General features: G+C 55.3%; 16 protein-coding genes. 6 read left to right on the plus strand and 10 right to left on the minus strand.

Annotated features, from left to right (window positions below; translation table 11 throughout):
• Positions 1-79: 79 nt before the first annotated feature.
• Positions 80-1,573, minus strand: coding sequence for a CoA-acylating methylmalonate-semialdehyde dehydrogenase (locus tag JIF53_RS00700; protein ID WP_014420862.1), 1,494 nt, complete (start codon positions 1,571-1,573; stop codon positions 80-82).
• A 143-nt stretch (positions 1,574-1,716) separates the two neighbouring features.
• Here JIF53_RS00700 and JIF53_RS00705 point away from each other — a divergent pair, with 143 nt between their 5' ends.
• The 5 genes from JIF53_RS00705 to JIF53_RS00725 all read left to right on the plus strand — a co-directional run bounded on the left by JIF53_RS00705 (position 1,717) and on the right by JIF53_RS00725 (position 6,854).
• Positions 1,717-2,619 carry an AraC family transcriptional regulator gene (locus JIF53_RS00705; RefSeq protein ID WP_022993493.1) on the plus strand — a complete coding sequence of 301 codons (903 nt, stop codon included), beginning with the start codon at positions 1,717-1,719 and terminating at the stop codon, positions 2,617-2,619.
• Between the two features lie 259 nt (positions 2,620-2,878).
• Positions 2,879-3,985, plus strand: coding sequence for a polyamine ABC transporter substrate-binding protein (locus JIF53_RS00710; protein WP_199451598.1), 1,107 nt, complete (start codon positions 2,879-2,881; stop codon positions 3,983-3,985).
• A gap of 8 nt (positions 3,986-3,993) precedes the next feature.
• On the plus strand, positions 3,994-5,106 hold the full coding sequence (potA, locus tag JIF53_RS00715) for a polyamine ABC transporter ATP-binding protein (RefSeq protein ID WP_413231053.1): 1,113 nt from the start codon (positions 3,994-3,996) through the stop codon (positions 5,104-5,106).
• Positions 5,107-5,110: 4 nt separating this feature from the next.
• A complete protein-coding gene (locus tag JIF53_RS00720) occupies positions 5,111-6,040 on the plus strand; it encodes an ABC transporter permease subunit (protein ID WP_199451600.1) in 930 nt (309 codons plus the stop codon).
• On the plus strand, positions 6,033-6,854 hold the full coding sequence (locus JIF53_RS00725) for an ABC transporter permease subunit (protein ID WP_199451601.1): 822 nt from the start codon (positions 6,033-6,035) through the stop codon (positions 6,852-6,854). Before JIF53_RS00720 ends, JIF53_RS00725 begins: the two co-directional genes overlap by 8 nt.
• Here the strand turns inward: JIF53_RS00725 and JIF53_RS00730 are convergent.
• The 3 genes from JIF53_RS00730 to JIF53_RS00740 form a co-directional block, all read right to left on the minus strand.
• A complete protein-coding gene (locus tag JIF53_RS00730) occupies positions 6,841-7,893 on the minus strand; it encodes a proline racemase family protein (RefSeq protein ID WP_023012155.1) in 1,053 nt (350 codons plus the stop codon). The genes JIF53_RS00725 and JIF53_RS00730 overlap by 14 nt on opposite strands.
• Entirely contained in the window at positions 7,893-9,035 is a 1,143-nt protein-coding gene (locus JIF53_RS00735) for a zinc-binding dehydrogenase (protein ID WP_199451609.1), read from the minus strand. Before JIF53_RS00735 ends, JIF53_RS00730 begins: the two co-directional genes overlap by 1 nt.
• Before the next feature lie 105 nt (positions 9,036-9,140).
• Positions 9,141-10,241 carry an AI-2E family transporter gene (locus JIF53_RS00740; protein ID WP_011785614.1) on the minus strand — a complete coding sequence of 367 codons (1,101 nt, stop codon included), beginning with the start codon at positions 10,239-10,241 and terminating at the stop codon, positions 9,141-9,143.
• 201 nt (positions 10,242-10,442) lie between these two features.
• On the opposite strand from JIF53_RS00740, the gene JIF53_RS00745 reads away from it, so the two are divergent.
• Positions 10,443-10,829 carry a thiol-disulfide oxidoreductase DCC family protein gene (locus JIF53_RS00745; protein ID WP_199451602.1) on the plus strand — a complete coding sequence of 129 codons (387 nt, stop codon included), beginning with the start codon at positions 10,443-10,445 and terminating at the stop codon, positions 10,827-10,829.
• A gap of 12 nt (positions 10,830-10,841) precedes the next feature.
• Here the strand turns inward: JIF53_RS00745 and JIF53_RS00750 are convergent, their stop codons facing one another.
• From JIF53_RS00750 to JIF53_RS00775, 6 genes are all read right to left on the minus strand, one after another.
• Positions 10,842-11,540, minus strand: coding sequence for a DUF3592 domain-containing protein (locus JIF53_RS00750; protein WP_199451603.1), 699 nt, complete (start codon positions 11,538-11,540; stop codon positions 10,842-10,844).
• Between the two features lie 33 nt (positions 11,541-11,573).
• Entirely contained in the window at positions 11,574-12,185 is a 612-nt protein-coding gene (locus JIF53_RS00755; RefSeq protein ID WP_199451604.1) for a DUF3592 domain-containing protein, read from the minus strand.
• Between the two features lie 80 nt (positions 12,186-12,265).
• The gene (locus tag JIF53_RS00760) at positions 12,266-13,282 is read right to left on the minus strand and encodes a hypothetical protein (protein WP_199451605.1); all 1,017 of its coding nucleotides are present in this window, start codon (positions 13,280-13,282) and stop codon (positions 12,266-12,268) included.
• Complete coding sequence (locus JIF53_RS00765) at positions 13,279-15,942, minus strand: toxin VasX (RefSeq protein ID WP_323127132.1); 2,664 nt, start codon at positions 15,940-15,942, stop codon at positions 13,279-13,281. The genes JIF53_RS00760 and JIF53_RS00765 overlap by 4 nt, the downstream gene beginning before the upstream one ends.
• On the minus strand, positions 15,939-16,556 hold the full coding sequence (locus tag JIF53_RS00770) for a DUF4123 domain-containing protein (RefSeq protein ID WP_199451607.1): 618 nt from the start codon (positions 16,554-16,556) through the stop codon (positions 15,939-15,941). The genes JIF53_RS00765 and JIF53_RS00770 overlap by 4 nt, the downstream gene beginning before the upstream one ends.
• Positions 16,553-17,276: bacteriophage T4 gp5 trimerisation domain-containing protein (locus tag JIF53_RS00775; protein ID WP_416234177.1), on the minus strand; the 724-nt coding region annotated here is incomplete at its 5' end. The genes JIF53_RS00775 and JIF53_RS00770, both read right to left, overlap by 4 nt.

A 17,276-nucleotide genomic window follows, 5' to 3' on the forward strand; every position in this document is an offset into this window, starting at 1 on the left:
TACGGTCGGGGCTTCCACTGAAGAAGCGGAAAAAGGGGCCGGTGGGGGAACCGGCCCAATAACCTCACCGACAACGAGATTAACGAAGCTGGATGGAGAAGTTGGCCTCGGATGACGTCGCCTCACTGGAGAACCAGCGAGAGGTCACCGTTTTCGTCTCCGTGTAGAAGCGCACCGCCTGTTTGCCGTAAGCGTGCTGATCACCGTAGAACGAGCCCTTCCAGCCGGTGAACGAGAAGAACGGCAGGGGCACCGGAATGGGAATGTTCACACCCACCTGGCCCACATCAATCTCGTGCTGGAACCGACGCGCCGCGCCGCCATGACTGGTAAAGATGGAGGTTCCGTTGCCGTACGGGCTGGCGTTGATCAGCTCGATGGCATCACCAAGGCTGTCAACATTGACGCAGGACAGCACCGGGCCAAAGATCTCTTCGTTGTAGATATCCATGTCCGGTGTGACTTCACTGAACAGGGTTGGCCCTACCCAGTTGCCTTCCGGCAACCCATCGACGGTGCAGCCACGGCCGTCCAGCAGCAGTTTGGCGCCCTGGGCTTCACCGGTGGCGATAAGCGATTCGATGCGGTCTTTGGCCTTAGCACTGATCACCGGGCCATAGCTGGCACCGGAGTCGTTCCAGGCGCCGGGGCGCACTTTCGCCATGGCCTCTTTCAGCTCCGGAATCCACTCCTGGGCAGCGCCCACGAAGACCGCCACCGAGATCGCCATACAGCGTTGGCCCGCGGCACCTACAGAGGCACCTACCAGGGCGTTGATCACTTGTTGTTTGTCCGCATCCGGCATGATCACCATGTGGTTCTTGGCGCCGGCGAAGCTCTGCACCCGCTTCATGTTGCGGGTACCGGTTTCGTAGATGTACTGCCCGACCGGAACCGAACCGACAAAGGATACGGCCTTGATGGCCGGATCAGTCAGCAGGGTATCAACCTGCTCTTTGGCCCCGTGAACCACCTGCAGTACACCCTTGGGTGCGCCGGCCTGCTCAAACAGCTCGGCCAGGCGGGTTGGTGTCAGCGGGTCCTGCTCGGACGGTTTCAGGATAAAGGTGTTGCCGCAGGCAATGGCCATGGGGAACATCCACAGCGGGATCATGGCCGGGAAGTTGAACGGCGTAATGCCGGCACACACACCCAGCGGCTGGATCCAGGAATGGGTATCTACCTCGCGGGCCACGTTTTCAACGGTCTCGCCCATCATCAGGGAAGCCACGTTGGCGGCGTGTTCCACCACTTCAATGCCGCGCCAGACATCGCCTTTGGCGTCGTCAAAGGTCTTGCCGGTTTCCTGGGACAGGATCTCGGCGATTTCGTCGTGATGTTCTTTAAGCAGCGCCTGATAACGCAGCATCACCCGTGCTCGTTCAGAAACCGGGGTTTCCTTCCAGCTTTTGAACACTTCACTGGCGTTATCAATCGCCTGACGCATTTCGTCGGCAGTGGCGCAGGGCACCTGGGCAATCACTTCGTTGGTGGCGGGGTTGGTCACGTCGATCCAGTTCTGGGTCTGGCTCTGAACGAATTCCCCTGCAATAAACTGAGGTACTTTTTTCATGATGATGTTCCCTGTTTGTTGTTATCCGGGATGAACCGGCCTACCGATAACAAGGCAGATCCGACGATGATTTGAAGAAAGACTAGCACGCGGATTTACGCTTGGTGATTGACTAAATTTCGCCCATGATGGATTATTTTTCGATGACTGAGATCCCAGCCAAGAAACCGGCCACTCAAACCTCACAGTGGCCCGTGCCAGCCGACAGTGTTCGCTATGTGGTGCCAGAGCCTATTGTGCGGCTTTTGGCGGCACATCCGCTCACCCGGGAGCTGTATCCACTTGCCTTCGGGCATTATCGGAGAGCGGCCGGGCATCACATGCATAGGGAACACCACCGTGATAATCTTTTGATCTATTGCACGGACGGCAAGGCCTTTCTGAACGTCGCCGGCGTGCCCCACACAGTCGAGGCCGGCGACCTCCTGCTACTGCCCGCCGGCGCCAGCCATCGGTACACCGCCGACCCGGACAACCCCTGGACCATTCACTGGGTTCACTATACCGGCCCCCTGGCCGAAGACTTCGGTCAGTACATGGGCTTTGATGACAGCACCCGAATCCGGCATCTGGGCAGACAGCCCCGGTTACTGGTGGATTTCAACGGCCTGTTGTCGGTACGGCAGACGGGCTTCCGGGCCCGTGGGTTGATCCACGCCAGCAATCGGCTACGACAGTTGCTGGCCGCCGTGCCCATCAACGCCGATGAAACCAGCCAGGCCCGGCAGGCCGAGCTGGACTCCTTGCACAGCTTCATGCGGGAGCACCTGGAGGAACGCCTGACCCTGAACCAGCTGGCCGAGCTTTCCGGCCTGTCGCCGGCTCACTTCGCCACCCGGTATCGGGAACAGACCGGCACCTCGCCAATCCAGCACTTCCTGCATCTCAAAGTGGAACGGGCCTGTGAGTTGCTGGATACCACCAGCCAGAGCTTCGCCGACATCAGCCGGCAACTGGGCTATGACGATGCCTATTACTTCTCACGGCTGTTCAAAAAAGTGATGGGGAAGTCGCCCACGGATTACCGCCACACAGCGCGGCACTGAGACCCGGCATACGCATAAACATCAACCTGTCCCGTAAAAATTTTTGTAGCGCCACCGGTATTCTCATGATAAATATCGCGCGAATACGGTCGGGTTCCCCACCACCGTTTCCAGGATAAGCCTCAAAGGAGTCAAAAGGCGGCACCCCGGTGTTTTCAAAAACACCTGCCACCTCCGGCCACCCTCAGCAGACCTGCACAACACCGCGTGCGTCCTGCACGCTTTGTATCCATCCCTTTTCAGTGAGGGACACCATCCAATGTTGAAGTTGTGTAAGCCACAGGCGCTTGCCGCCGCTGTTGCTATGTCTCTGGGTGCCTCTTCGGTTTTTGCAGCCGGAGAAGTGCGTGTCTACAACTGGTCTGACTACATCGCCGAGGACACCCTGGCGAAGTTCACCGCGGAAACCGGCATCAAAGTTGTTTACGACGTTTACGACAGCAACGAAGTGCTGGAAGCAGCCCTGTTGTCTGGCCGTTCGGGCTACGACCTGGTTGTGCCGTCCAACCACTACGTGGCCAAGCAGATTTCTGCCAAAGCCTTTGTCGCGCTGGACCATGGCCAACTGCCAAACATGACCAACCTGAACCAGGACCTGATGACCCAGCTGGAAAAGGTCGACCCGGGCAGCCAGTTCTCCCTGCCGTACCTGTGGGGCACCAACGGTTATGGCTACAACAAAGGCCGCATTCAGGAGATTCTGGGTGACACCGCACCGACCGACTCCTGGGCACTGGTGTTTGACCCGGAAGTGACCGGCAAGCTGGCCGCTGGCGGCTGTGGCATTGCCATGCTGGATTCCGGTGAAGAAATGGTGCGTGCCGCCATGGCCTACATCGGCCTGGACCCGAACAGCAACAACGCCGACGACATCAAAAAAGGCGGTGAAGTGATCAAGGCTGTGCGCCCGAACATCACCTATTTCCACTCTTCCCGTTACATTGGCGATCTGGCTAACGGCGACCTGTGCGTAGCCGCCGGCTACTCCGGCGACATCCTGCAGGCCGCTGCCCGCGCGGAAGAAGCCGAGAACGGCAACGTCATCCGCTACACCATCCCCAAAGAGGGCGCGGTGCTGTGGTTTGACATGATGACTATTCCTGCCGGCGCGCCGAATGAGGAGAACGCCCACAAGCTGATGAACTTCCTGATGCGCCCGGAAATCATCGCCGATGTCACCAACTACGTGTGGTACGCCAATCCGAACAAGGCGGCCGATGAGTTTGTGGAGGCAGAAATCCGTAACGACACCAGCATCTATCCCACCGATGAGGTGATGAAGAAGCTGTACATCATGGAAGGTCGGCCTCAGGACGCCCAGCGTCTGATGACCCGCACCTGGACCAGCGTGAAATCCGGTCGCTGACGGTGGCCGTGACCAACAATACCTCCGCGCAAGCGGAGGTACTTCTCAGCATCAAGGGCATCTCCAAGAGCTTTGACAGCACCCTGGCGGTAGACGACGTCAGCCTGGACATCCACAAGGGCGAGATCTTTGCCCTTCTGGGTGGCTCCGGCTCCGGCAAATCTACCCTGCTGCGCATGCTGGCGGGCTTCGAGACCCCGGATTCCGGCCGCATTGTGCTGGATGGTCAGGACATCACGGCCCTGCCGCCGTACCTGCGACCCACCAACATGATGTTCCAGTCCTATGCCCTGTTCCCGCACATGACCGTGGAGCAGAACATTGCTATGGGTCTGAAACAGGACAAGCTGCCAAAGAACGAAATTGCCGACCGTGTAGCCGCCATGCTCAAGCTGGTGAAGATGGAGCCCTACGCCAAACGCAAGCCCCAGCAGCTCTCAGGTGGCCAGCAGCAGCGTGTGGCCCTGGCCCGCTCGCTGGCAAAGCGACCAAAGTTGCTGCTACTGGACGAGCCGATGGGCGCACTGGACAAAAAACTGCGCACCGAAATGCAGCTGGAACTGGTGGATATTCTGGAGAAGGTAGGCGTGACCTGCCTGATGGTCACCCACGACCAGGAAGAAGCCATGACCATGGCCAGCCGGATAGCCATTATGTCCCACGGCCGGATCGCTCAGGTGGGTTCACCGATTGATATCTACGAAAGCCCGAACAGCCGCATGACGGCAGAGTTTATCGGCTCCGTGAATATCTTTGAGGCGAACATTCTGGAAGACAATTCCGACAGCCTGTCTTTGGCCAGCGAGCTGCTGGACGCACCGGTGTTTATTGACCGGGGTGTAACCACGCCGGCGGAAACCACGGAAACCCTGATCGCCCTGCGCCCGGAGAAGATCTACCTGACGACCGAGAAGCCCGAAGGCGATAGCAACTGGAGCTGCGGCACGGTGGACAACATTGCTTACCTGGGTGACATCACGTCTTACTACGTGAAGCTCGCCAGCGGCAAACGGGTGCAGGCCACCATGGCCAATGTGGAACGCCGTGGTGAGCGGCCCACCTGGGGCGACCGGGTCTATGTATCCTGGGAAGCCTCCAGCCCTATCCTGCTCTGGAACTGACGCCATGACCAAGAAGATTCTGGCAACCCCTCTGGCGGAGCGGGTGCGGGCGGTAGTATTTCACCGACGGGTCGTCTTCGGTGTGCCTTTCGCCTGGTTACTGCTGTTCTTCCTGCTGCCGTTTGCGCTGGTGCTGAAGATCAGCCTGACCTCGGCGGTAATGGCCATTCCGCCCTACGAGCCGGTGTTCCGATGGGTGGAGAATACCCTGTCGGTGGTGGTGAACTTTGGCAATTACCTGTTCCTGGCTTCCGACAGCCTCTACATTGCCGCCTATTGGGGCTCGGTGAAAACCGCGTTTCTGGCCACCCTGTTCTGTCTGCTGATCGGCTACCCCATGGCCTATGCCATGGCCCGCGCGCCGAAGCACTGGCAACTGGTGTTCCTGCTGATGGTGATGCTGCCGTCCTGGACCTCGTTCCTGATTCGGGTGTATGCCTGGATGGGCATACTCGGTAACCAGGGCCTGCTCAACAGCTTCCTGCTGTGGCTGGGCGTGATCGAATCGCCGCTGAAAATGCTGAACACCAACTTCGCGGTGATTCTGGGGATCGTCTATGCCTACCTGCCGTTCATGATCCTGCCCATCTACACCAATCTGGTGAAGCTGGACATACGCCTGCTAGAAGCGGCGTCGGATCTGGGCTGCCGCAGCCTGACCACCTTCTGGGCCATTACCCTGCCGTTGTCCAGGGCCGGAATCCTGGCTGGCTCCATGCTGGTGTTCATTCCAGCCGTGGGCGAATTCGTGATTCCGGAACTGCTGGGTGGTCCGGATACCCTGATGATCGGCAAGGTGCTCTGGGAAGAGTTCTTCAACAACCGAGACTGGCCGGTGGCCTCTGCGCTGGCAATCGTGATGCTGGCGCTGCTGCTGGTACCCATTGTGTTGTTCCACCGCTTCCAGGCCCGGGAGATGGAAAAGAATGGTTAGGTTAAAAGCCCCAAGTTTCTCGAAGACCATGCTGATGCTGGGCATGCTGTTCCTGTATCTGCCCATGGTGGTGCTGATCGTATACTCGTTCAACGCCTCACGGTTGGTATCGGTATGGGCCGGGTTCTCCACCAAATGGTACGGCGCCCTGCTCGCCAACGAACAGATCCTGTCGGCGGTGTGGATGAGCCTGCGCATTGCCTTCTATTCCGCCAGCATGGCAGTGTGTTTGGGCACCCTGTGCGCGTTCGTGATCACGAGGTTCAAGAAGATGCGCGGGCGCACGTTGCTGTCCAGCATGATCACCGCCCCTCTGGTAATGCCGGAAGTGATCACCGGTTTGTCACTGTTGCTGCTGTTTGTGCAGATGGCGCAGCTGATTGGCTGGCCGGTGGATCGTGGCATGGCGACGATCTGGATTGCCCACACGACCTTCTGCAGTGCCTATGTGGCGGTGGTGGTGAGTGCGCGCCTGAGAGAAGTGGATCGTTCCATTGAGGAAGCCGCCATGGATCTGGGCTGCACGCCGCTGAAAACCTTCTTTGTCATCACCCTGCCGGTCATCGCTCCGGCACTGGTTTCCGGCTGGCTGCTGGCATTTACCCTGTCGCTGGACGACCTGGTAATTGCCAGCTTTGTGTCTGGCCCGGGAGCCACCACCTTGCCGATGGTGGTGTTCTCCTCCGTTCGGATGGGAGTGTCACCGGAGATCAACGCGCTGGCGACGCTGATTATCGCGGCGGTGTCTGTGATTGCGTTTATCGCCTGGCTCTGGATGCGACGGGCAGAGAAACGAAGACTCAGACCACGCTAGATTTGTGGCGACTCGATAGTATGTGGTGCAACCCATCACACTCCACCATCGGGTCGTCACAGTTCACCACAATGTCGGAACGGGCAATCACATAACCCCTGCCAGTGATACTGTTCTTGACCACCTGATACTCGCCTTCGGTTTCGACCGTGGTAAATTCACCGATAAAACCGGTGTCTCGAAGGGAAACGGTTTCCAGCTTGTCGCCCGGCTGGATTCGGCCTTCGTAGTTCATCAACGCAAGCCTGGCCGAGGTGCCGGTACCGGTAGTGCTACGACAGATCACGCCGGGGTGGACGTAGGTGGCCGATCGTGAGCGGTAATAACCATCGGCCACTTTTTCTTCCGGTCCCATAAAGTGCAGAAATGGCAGAGGCCCGACATCACCCAGGGTGTAGTGGGAAAATCCACGGGCAGCCTGAATGGCCTCGACAATGGCATGCGCGGTGCGGGCCAGCTCCCGTTCCTCATCAAGGGTCAGGTCAAAGCCCAGTGATTTTGCATCCACCAGGGCATAGAACCCGCCACTATAGGCCACACTGTAGCCAACCTCGCCAATGCCCGGCACGTTAATACTGGCATTGTAGGTGTGGATGTAGCTCGGCAAGCCCTCGCAGGTGACCGCTTCTACCACGCCATCATGAACAATAGCTTCAATGTTCACGAGACCCGCCGGCGATTCCAGCATGAAATGTTGCTTGCCCTCCTGCTTTGGCACTATGCCAGCCTCGAGGACCGCCGTCGCGGTACAGATGGTGTTGGAACCCGAATAGATGGGATATCCCATCACCTCCATAATAATGTACCCAGCCGCCGCCCTGGGATCGGTGGCAGGGACAAGCAAATCCACGGACATTTCGGGAATGCCATAGGGCTCCTCCAGCAGGAGTTTGCGCAAGCCGTCAGCATCGTCCCGGAGGTACTCCATCTGCGCCCGCACGGTGTCGCCGGGCAACAGGTCAATGCCGCCGGTAACAATGCGGCTGACATCACCACCGGCGTGAGTGTCCATCAACTGAATGGTCAGTTCCGGTTTCATCAGTCCGCCTCCACCTCGTAGGGTTGCCCGTGCTCCTGCCACTGGGCATCGGGCACAATCACGATTTTCCCCAGGTAATTGCTGCCTCGGTTCACGAAGTACTCCTCCGCGCGGTGCAGCTCGGACAACCGGAAAGCACCGTGCAGTACCGGCTTCAAATCACCACTCCGGATCCATCTCATAAGCTGTTCTGCCTCTTCCCGGGTGCCATGGGACACACCGAAAATCTGCACCTGGTACAGATAGATGCGGGTCCAGAGAATTTCGCTGATGTTGCCGCCACTGGCCCCGGCAATACTCAGCCTCGGATAGGTGCTCCGGGCATTCATGTCAAAAATCATGGCGTCGATGAAACGGTCCGTCATGTCGCCGCCCACCAGGTCCATGACCGCGTCCAGCGGCTTGCCTCCGGTTTCGGCCTTTACCCGATCGACAAAGCTATCCATGTCAGTTCTGTCGAGAACGGCCTCGGCGCCAAGCTTCAGCAATGGATCAGCCTTGTCCTTCTGGCTCAGAGCATAGGGAATGGCACCGATAATCCGGCAGAGCTGAATCAGTGCCGTACCCACGCCACCGCTGGCACCGGTAACCAGCACGCGTTCATCAGCCTGAATATTGGCGGACGTAAGCATGTGGTAGGCGGTCTGATAAGAACACATGCCCATGGAAGCGAGCTCGGCGTCGGCCAGGTCCGGATTGGGAATGTGATGGAACTGATCGGACGGTAAAGCGACGTACTCGGCGTATCCGCCATCTGCGCCATGGCCGTAATAATCCGGCGTGAGATTGATGTCTGTGCGGTTGTCCGCATAGATGTTGAAGTCCAACAAGCCGCGTTCGCCGATACGCTGTTCACTGACACCCGCGCCCACGGCAACAATACGACCGACAATATCGGCCCCCTGAATGCGCGGGAAGGTGAGCGTAGGCTTGCCACCCATCTGGAACGACGTCATTTCCCCTTTTTTAGTGGGGTATAGCCCCTCACGGGCTTTGCGGTCTGTGTTGTTCTTGGCGGTGGCAGTTACCTGAACCAGCACCTCGCCTTCCCTCGGCTGAGGTACCGGTACATCCTGATACATGAGCTGATCAATTCCGCCATGACCTTTCAGAACCATCGCCTTCATTGAGGATGGGATCATCGGCAACAGACCCTCCTGTTCTGGTGAATAAACTACTCAGACAGAATAGGAAAGATCACCGGGTGTGTCAGGGCCTGTTACGGATATCCATTAGACTCAAACGGTTTACCGAGCGATTACCCGATAAACCGGCCTTAATCGCGGAATCTGCTTGAGGACCACCTGGATAACCGTCATCAAGGGCACAGCAAGGAGAACCCCCACTGGCCCCCACAACCAGCCCCAGAAGAAGATCGAAACAAAGATGATCACGGGGTTGATCGCCATCCGGAAACCATGAATCCAGGGCTCAAGGAAAAATCCCACAATCGTGGTGAGCACAATGAAGCTGATCGGCGCAAGCACCATCATCCAGAGCACGTCCAGGGAAATGGCGGAGACTATGGCCAACAGGGTGATGGTAAGCATGTTACCAAGGTACGGAATAAACCGTGCAAGGCCTGCAATCAGGCCCCAGACGGCCGGGTCTGGCAGGCCGATGGCCCAACAGATCAGGCCGGTCAACACGCCAACAGACGTATTGGACAACCCCAGCACCGCCAGATACTGCGCTATCTGATGCTGGGAATCGTGGGTGATCCTCAGCACTGTCTTGCGCTGGGACCGGGGCAACTGCTTGACGAAGTTGCGAATCAACCGGTCGCCGCTGACCAAAAGGAAATAGGTTAATGCCAGTGCCAGCGCCAGCCCGGCAATGCCGTTCCGAGCCTTGGACATCAACTGACTGCGCCAGGAGTCGGTTTGCAATACCACCGTGGTGGGTTTGGTGCCCTGATCTTTGGAAAGCTCTTCAACCGATTTTTCGACCTGCTCGGCAGACTGACTGACCTTGTCGATCTGGCGCATGATCTCACTCTCCCCCACCAACAGGCGAGACAGTCCCTCCGGAGCCTTCTGGGCCCACTCCAGAGCTGGCGTGGCGACCGCGGCACCCAGCCCCAGAATTCCGGCAAGGACCGCCAGCACCAGAACCAATGCGGATACCACACGCGGTATGCGCCAGCGCAAGTAAGCCTTTTTAACCAGAGGCGCCAGTAACAGGCTGGTCAGTACCGCCAGGATGATCGGGAGAACAATCTGATGAGCAATATACAGGGTGTACAGAATACCAAGGATGAACAACCCGTAGATTGGCGTGGAGAGATCCGCGAACGATCGCGAACCTGTGCCATTCGTTTGCGGGGATTCTGTCTTCTGGTCATCCATGGGCTGTTTTACCTTGTCGGAGTGCCGCTCAGGACACAGGAGTTTCGCCAGCGCAACAATCTGGCGATTAGCAACACAGTGTAGCGTTTACAGGAAGCACCCGCATTATCAAACAATTACCAAGTGCATTTGAGGAAACTGAACCATCCACGCACAGCACACCGTATACCTCCAGAATAACTAGCTGACAGCGGAGAACCCATGGCACCGCGTTACGATACCCTGTTCTACGATGGCTCCTGCCCCCTGTGCGCGCGTGAGATACGCACCCTGCGAAGACTGCAGACCGGCAACCTGATCTTTGCGGATATTCACGAACAAAACCCGAGCAACCAGCAACTCCCTTCCCGGGAGCAACTGCTTCGGCGATTGCATCTGATGAACTGGAACGGGGAGTGGGTAACGGGATTGCACGCCAATGTGCGAGCCTGGTCGCACACCCGATTTGGCTGGTTGTTCAAACCGTTGCTGTGGCCGGTGATTCACCCGATTGCCAGGCGAATTTATGAAGCCTGGGCCGACAAACGGTATGGGCGTAAATACATTTGTGCGATGGGCCACGAAAACTCGTGCCCACCGGGAACCTGAGGCAAAAGACTGCTAGCTGGCCAGCTTGGGCAGGAATGAGGTATCCACCCAATAGCGCTTGAGATTGGCCTCATCGACCAGCACGGGCACTGTTTCCTGTTGAATATGATTGCTCGGATCGAACCACAGGTTATCGCTTCGGAATACGTGAAGCTCACCGGTTTGCGGGTGCTGCCACTGGCAGACAATGCGGAACGGGTTACGACCGTTCACGGTCAGACTGGTGTTTTGCTCAACCGACGAAAATGTTGCGAGCACCTCGGTGCCATGATCTTTCAGGTAAGCCTGTGAGCGGCTCTTCTTCCAACCAAACAACAGCATCCCGCCGCCAATGGCGCCAAACACGAGCCCCATACCTCCAAGAATCATGGGCAGCCCCCACAGGGAGAAGAAACTGTTGATTCGAGCACTCTCCGGAGCCGACGGCTCGTAAAACACAGACACCCTCTCACCGCGACTGAACGACGGCGGATTTGAGCCGGAGCGCGACCGGAACTCGATCTCCCGACCACGGATATCCTCGAAAACGACCACCGGATAGTAGGTAGTTGAATCGCTGGAACGCGAGCGCTCCAGATCAATGACCGTGCCCGTGGCTTCCGTAGCTCGCTCGATAAATGACACCGTACTGCTGTAACTCATCACCGCACCAACAAGCATACCGGCGCCAATGAGTGTGAAGGCGTATTTGAGGATATTCAGGGTTTTCAATGGTTCAATCCTTGTGTTTTGGGTTCTCTTTCCTTATGCCAGCTGACCAATTTCGGCCCCTTCGGGAACGAGAGAAGGCATTTGGGGCTCACGCCCCTTCAACATATTTGCCAGACGCCGCTCTCGTACCTTGTGAACGGAGGGATCAAACCTGAGTACCTTGAGGGGCACCGGGTCACCCTCCTGCAACTTGTCGAACGTCGCCAGCTTACTCAGATAGAAGGCCCCACTGTAATTTTGGCCATCAAACTGAAAATCAAACTCAATCATAAGGTTACACTGATAATGCCCTTCCCCCTGTGGCTCATTTCGATGATCGTATTCCTGATGAAACTGACAATCCGCTTCTTTTTTGGTCAGTACGCCGTCCACCTCTACACCGTGCTTCCGTAGCAAGGCCTGGCCGTAGAGGTAGCTGGCGCCCGAGTAAGTCGTGACGATAGCAAGCAGAACCAACCCAGCGCCCATCAATGCGAAGAAACCTCCCGCAATCATGGCCCCCCAGTCGCCAAAGTCGACGTAGAAAATGCCACCACCCACAGCGGTGGTGATTATTCCTACGCACAGCATCGTTAGCATAATGCCTAGGTCAGCTTTTATTGCTGACCACAGGAGCGGCCAATCAATGTGGTTTTTTCTGAGCATTTGTCTGGCGCTGGGAGGTTAGTTAATGGGTTGAGGCTGGTTATCAACGCAGCGAACGATTGGCTCTTCTGAGACAAGACCTACCGGGGAAGAGTTTTGCGCATTCTTTCATGAAGCTCGTCCAGCTCCTTCTGTTTTTGCACCATGTAGTTTTCTTCGATATCGATCAGGCGGGTTGTAGGGCCCTTTGGATCCAGGCGTTCTTGGACGACTTCAGGCCAATGTTTCCTTGACCTCTTTCGATCAACCCTTTGTATGAATTCCATACCCAATGCAACCGGAAACAAAAGATAGGAACCAATCCATTCGATAACCGTGCTTCCCGAAATTCCATTGCCTTCCTTTCTCTCCTGGCCTAAAAAAGTTCTCGAATCCAGAATCAAATCGAGAAATGAAACTTGCCCAGATTCTAACGTTTCCTCAATGAACCGGCTCCTGGATTCCGTCCTTCGTCCGGTCTCATCAAACCAAGGGCCAATGGTCATGAAACAACGCAGATATTCCCATATACCAACCAGCGTTGACAGCCGCTTACCTGCAGAAATACCCGACAGGTTCAGTGCAACTCGGTTGCGGGGATCTCCAAATTTTTGAAGAATAATCTCCAGGTTTCCATGGACAATAGATCCGGAGTATTGATTAACCATTCTATATTCATAGGCAACGGCCTCTATGCCTTCCCATACTGCATGGTAAAGCTCTCCTTTAAGATCATAATAGATCTCCTGTGTGCGCCTATTGAATACTATTGGTAGCGACGGCGGGCGAGTGCACTCCCAAGCCGCCGGCATTAGTATCCCCAGAATTGAACACAGCAAAAGCCACCAATCTGAACTCAAAGCGTTTCCAAACCCAATGATCAGGAGAAAAAGTACTACACCGTACCCACCTACAAGAAAACCAAAGCCAGTGAGCATGCCTTTACTCTCGGCACTGCCCGTTCTCAAAGCCAGATAGATCTCATTTTGCGCCTCAATAAGACTCGGCTTGGATGGCGAATGACCACTGCTAGCACCACTGTTTAATACCCGAGCACTCGATGAGCTCCCTATCTTATTAACTATCGAATCAAATAGTTTTTTTGCATCCTCAATCACCAGATATCAACCTCTATCGGAGGCATTTCAAGACCAGGCTGAGGGCGGTATATCAATTGTCCTTCCAGCCCAAATATCTGATCATCGTTGTGGTAGATACGCCTATAAGTAGCGGTTGAAGCCGCATTGTGAATTCTCGTGCCCTCATGAATTGAAAAATCAGCACCTGACCACACAACGGCTTTTCGATTCGGCTGTAAAATTCGTTCCTTTTCCTCTGAATCAAATACTGTTCTCAGTTTCTCCTCCAGCCATGCCAAGGATCGGTATCCAACACCATTTCTTAACTCATTTCCTGTAAATTCGATCATGTCGGGCTCGAGTCTTTTCTGTCCAACCAACTCCAATATCAACCAACAATCCTGAATATGCGTTTCATGCGGGTTTAACCGAGGCACTCTCTCAAGCCTGAATTTAACCGGAAAAACAACCACATACAGCCGCCCCATTTCGTTCCTGTAATTACCAGCCCAAGCAGCAGGTTTTACACCAAAACGAGTATTTGCTAGCCAACGTTCGATCGGTGTGTTTTCAAGATGATAGCGCGCAACCAATCCACCAATTAAAGATGCAGTTAAACCAAGTGACAATGCAGTAAACCATCCTCCCAGTCTAGACAATCCTCTAACTGCAGAAGCAGTTTGCAGACCTAACGCTACAGCTCTAGCTTCTCTATATGCCCTGAAAGCTCGTACCCCTAACGCCAGCTGTCCTGAAGAAATACCAACCAAACCAACTTCAACGGCGGCGGTATCAAAATCTCCGGCGCGATAAGACTCAACCGCCTGCACGCCAAAAATAACAATATCGAAGGCTGCGGTAAGAGCAGAAGCAAATGCCGCGGCAGCTCCAACACCATGACTTAGTGCCTCGGGATTAATAGATCTTGACAATCCCTCCCTCCAATTCAGCTCTGCAATCTTATGTTGCAGCGACATAAACGCTGCGGCAAAGCCGGTTACACCACCAAACGCTCTAGCAAAACCTTGCAAATCACGGTCGGCACCAACACCCAAGGCACTGTTTGCAGAGACCATGTTAATTCCAGTCAAAACAACCAAAACTGATCGCAACGGGGCCTTGACCAATCCATCCATCAGACCATAGGGATTACCGTTATAGTATTTTCCCGAATTGGCAGCAATTGCCCGAATAACAGGTACGCTAGGCACCTCAGCATGCAATTGACTGCGAGGTATGTTGCTATTTACTCCTTCTCGCGCCGCCTCACTCAGCCACTGATTCGATTGAACAGCACTTACACTTTCCACCGCCAAGGACTGCCCTGTTCGTGCCAATCCAGACACCAAAAAACCACTGCCTAAAAGTGAGATTCGGTGCGGGAATCCTCTCAATTCAACTGCGGCTGCAGGCGAAATTGCGTTGAAAAGTATTTGTGTCGGCACAGCCGATGGAATTGGTGCCCGCCCCACTAAACCCGACACCTTAGAGTTTATGGCGGCAACGACAGCCGTGGCAGCTTTGGATAGGTCTTCAACAGAATCGTTAGCCATATCGCCAATTGATACTAGCTTCTCGACGTCGCCGAGTGATACACGCTCTCTTATCCCAAGCAACGCATTCCAGAACCAGCGAGTCCCCTCCCCCTGAACTGCGGCTAGGCGGCCGATAGCCCCGGCCCCTTTACTAAAATAAGATGGACCAAGCAAAGCAAGTCCGAATTTTTCCTGCAGAATGGTGTGATGATCTTCTTTAGCCAGATCCAGGCTCTCGCATGAACTTGCGAGGGTTTCAGGGCCATTCGCACATTCGAGGGTATCCATCCATAGGACCCAGGAATCAAGGAGCCCAGCAACAACGTCTTCAAAATGTGACTGAGACTCATCCGATTCCCGCCAGACTCTCTGTAATTTCGGCAGATCTACAAGTTCAGGAAGTTTCGCTTCAAGCTGGCGATCAGTCTCATAAAGGTCCTTGATCGTCTTCGCCAAACTCCACTCTCCACCGAATCTGGCTCTTAACCTCTCCTGATTATCGTGAGTCAGACGAACCAATGCGGCCAGATCTTCGGTAACGCCCCATGGATCGTCCACTATCCCCATCACGCGCTGGTCAAATCGCCGGGTAGAACGCTCCAACCGAGGCCAGTGGGGAATGGTTGGGGCCAGGCCAGTCCAGTCAAACTCCTCAATGGAGGTAACTTCTGGCAAGGCATAAAAGGTCTTTTCATCAAGCAACTGAGTGTTCGGTGAACCTCCTGGCACAATCCTGCGCATAAACTTGCTGCGCTGACCCGGTTCATTCACAATCATTTCGAAATGAGCGTCAGACCATTGATTCTCACTCCAGGCGACATCAGCAGGTTCACCAGAGGGTAAAGACAAGTAGACATTGCCGCGATTATCAACAACCTCTCCACCTCGGGTCGTCTCCTGAAGCAGGGAATCATTAACCGAATACTCGATTAACCTCCCTTCGAACTCGCTCCAGACATACAGCCAGCCATCTCTCAGAAATCGAGGAACGAGCCCAAGATTCCGATCCTGAAGATCAGTATAGCGATCAATATTAGGAAACAGGTCCGGCAAATCGGGCAATTCCAGCCCAGCTAAGAGCTCCCCCTCATAGCGCATAGGGCCAATGGCGTATCGAAGGGGTAGAAAAGCCGTCATGAGTGGGCAAGTTGCGCAATAAGTCATAACACGTCCCTGTGTTGGTGATCCGCAGAAGAATCCAGAGCGGCCAGCAAATCCAAGCTAAATTGAAAACATGGGGCCACCAGATTAGACGCGAATTGTCCTTCCTTTTGTTCGTCACTCGTTCTGGAAGGTGAAGGGCGATACTGAGTCATCGATCCATCACTTGAACGGAAAAAGATGCTGTTAATGCCAGACCAAAAATGAGCGGGTAAACGGCCGTCAACTCCAGCTAGTCTCGACACTACCTTGGCATCACCAATCCTTAGCCAGACAGCGTGCCCCTCCGGCATCATCACCTGAACCCGAAACCGCATAAAGTCCAACAATGCTGACTCATCATAAGACGTATGCAACACCGAAGCCCTCGCGACTAAGGGATGGTTCTTTGCCCACAGCTCTTTAAGCACTATGCTCGCTCCAAAATCAGCAATCATAGGCCCTAATGCTGATACGCCATCGAAAACGCCGTCTTTGAGTACCATTAAAGGGCATACATCCAGGCTCTCTTCATACAAACTTCGCAGGCCACCCGCGATCGCTCCATCAAACAACATGAACATTTTTTTGTCGGACGGAGACAGACTTCCTTGAATGTTCGAACTCTGCAGCGTCATGAAGAAATCCCTTGGTCCGATCTCACAGAGCAAACCTCCGAAAAAGTTTCTTCGTTTCTCGCTGCATTTCTGAAACTTGCGGCCTGTTTCAGGTCAGCCTCAATCGGTCGCAGCTGGTCCGCGTTTACAAACTGAGTATCACCGGAATGCCGTGTCTCGGTATGGGGAAGTGTTGAGACTGGCTGCTCAGATAAAGCATCATGAGTCACCACATTTGGCAACAACGGCCCCTTCACCCCAACCCCGCTACCACTCCCGAGCCTACCCCCGGAATTCATCCTCACCAAAGGACCAGACACTGTCACCCCACTCGGGTCTACCTTCACAAAGCTGCCACCCGCTTTAAGTGTCACCTCGGCACCCGCCTCAATCACGATTTTCATACCCGCCTTGTGATGGATTTCGGTGCCGGCTTCCACCAGCTGGTTTTTGCCCTGCTTGCTGTGGTGGCTGCCGTTTACGGTGAGGCTGTAGTCGGCGCCGATGCTCTCGCGATGTTCGCCATCTGTGGTGTGGTGGCGGTTGCCTTGGGTGTGGCTGAAACGGTTGTTTTCCACCGTCAGGTGGCTGTCGTTCCTAATGACTTCGGTGCGGTTGTTTTCCGTCAGCAGGTCCAGGTCTTTCTGGGCGTGCACGTAGATCTGTTCTTCGCCGGCTTCGTCTTCAAACCGCAGTTCGTTGCTGCCCTCACCCTTGTGGGTTTTGGTCTTCAGGGTGGTC

Source organism: Marinobacter sp. bablab_jr008 (assembly GCF_016464145.1).
Classification (GTDB): domain Bacteria; phylum Pseudomonadota; class Gammaproteobacteria; order Pseudomonadales; family Oleiphilaceae; genus Marinobacter; species Marinobacter nauticus.

What these genes read in the sequence shown, in the direction of transcription:
- JIF53_RS00700 (WP_014420862.1), bottom strand. Translation starts at nt 1,573, where the DNA reads ATGAAAAAAGTACCTCAGTTTATTGCAGGGGAATTCGTTCAGAGCCAG.
- JIF53_RS00705 (WP_022993493.1), top strand. Translation starts at nt 1,717, where the DNA reads ATGACTGAGATCCCAGCCAAGAAACCGGCCACTCAAACCTCACAGTGG.
- JIF53_RS00710 (WP_199451598.1), top strand. Translation starts at nt 2,879, where the DNA reads ATGTTGAAGTTGTGTAAGCCACAGGCGCTTGCCGCCGCTGTTGCTATG.
- JIF53_RS00720 (WP_199451600.1), top strand. Translation starts at nt 5,111, where the DNA reads ATGACCAAGAAGATTCTGGCAACCCCTCTGGCGGAGCGGGTGCGGGCG.
- JIF53_RS00725 (WP_199451601.1), top strand. Translation starts at nt 6,033, where the DNA reads ATGGTTAGGTTAAAAGCCCCAAGTTTCTCGAAGACCATGCTGATGCTG.
- JIF53_RS00730 (WP_023012155.1), bottom strand. Translation starts at nt 7,893, where the DNA reads ATGAAACCGGAACTGACCATTCAGTTGATGGACACTCACGCCGGTGGT.
- JIF53_RS00735 (WP_199451609.1), bottom strand. Translation starts at nt 9,035, where the DNA reads ATGATCCCATCCTCAATGAAGGCGATGGTTCTGAAAGGTCATGGCGGA.
- JIF53_RS00740 (WP_011785614.1), bottom strand. Translation starts at nt 10,241, where the DNA reads ATGGATGACCAGAAGACAGAATCCCCGCAAACGAATGGCACAGGTTCG.
- JIF53_RS00745 (WP_199451602.1), top strand. Translation starts at nt 10,443, where the DNA reads ATGGCACCGCGTTACGATACCCTGTTCTACGATGGCTCCTGCCCCCTG.
- JIF53_RS00755 (WP_199451604.1), bottom strand. Translation starts at nt 12,185, where the DNA reads ATGCTCAGAAAAAACCACATTGATTGGCCGCTCCTGTGGTCAGCAATA.
- JIF53_RS00765 (WP_323127132.1), bottom strand. Translation starts at nt 15,942, where the DNA reads ATGACTTATTGCGCAACTTGCCCACTCATGACGGCTTTTCTACCCCTT.
- JIF53_RS00770 (WP_199451607.1), bottom strand. Translation starts at nt 16,556, where the DNA reads ATGACGCTGCAGAGTTCGAACATTCAAGGAAGTCTGTCTCCGTCCGAC.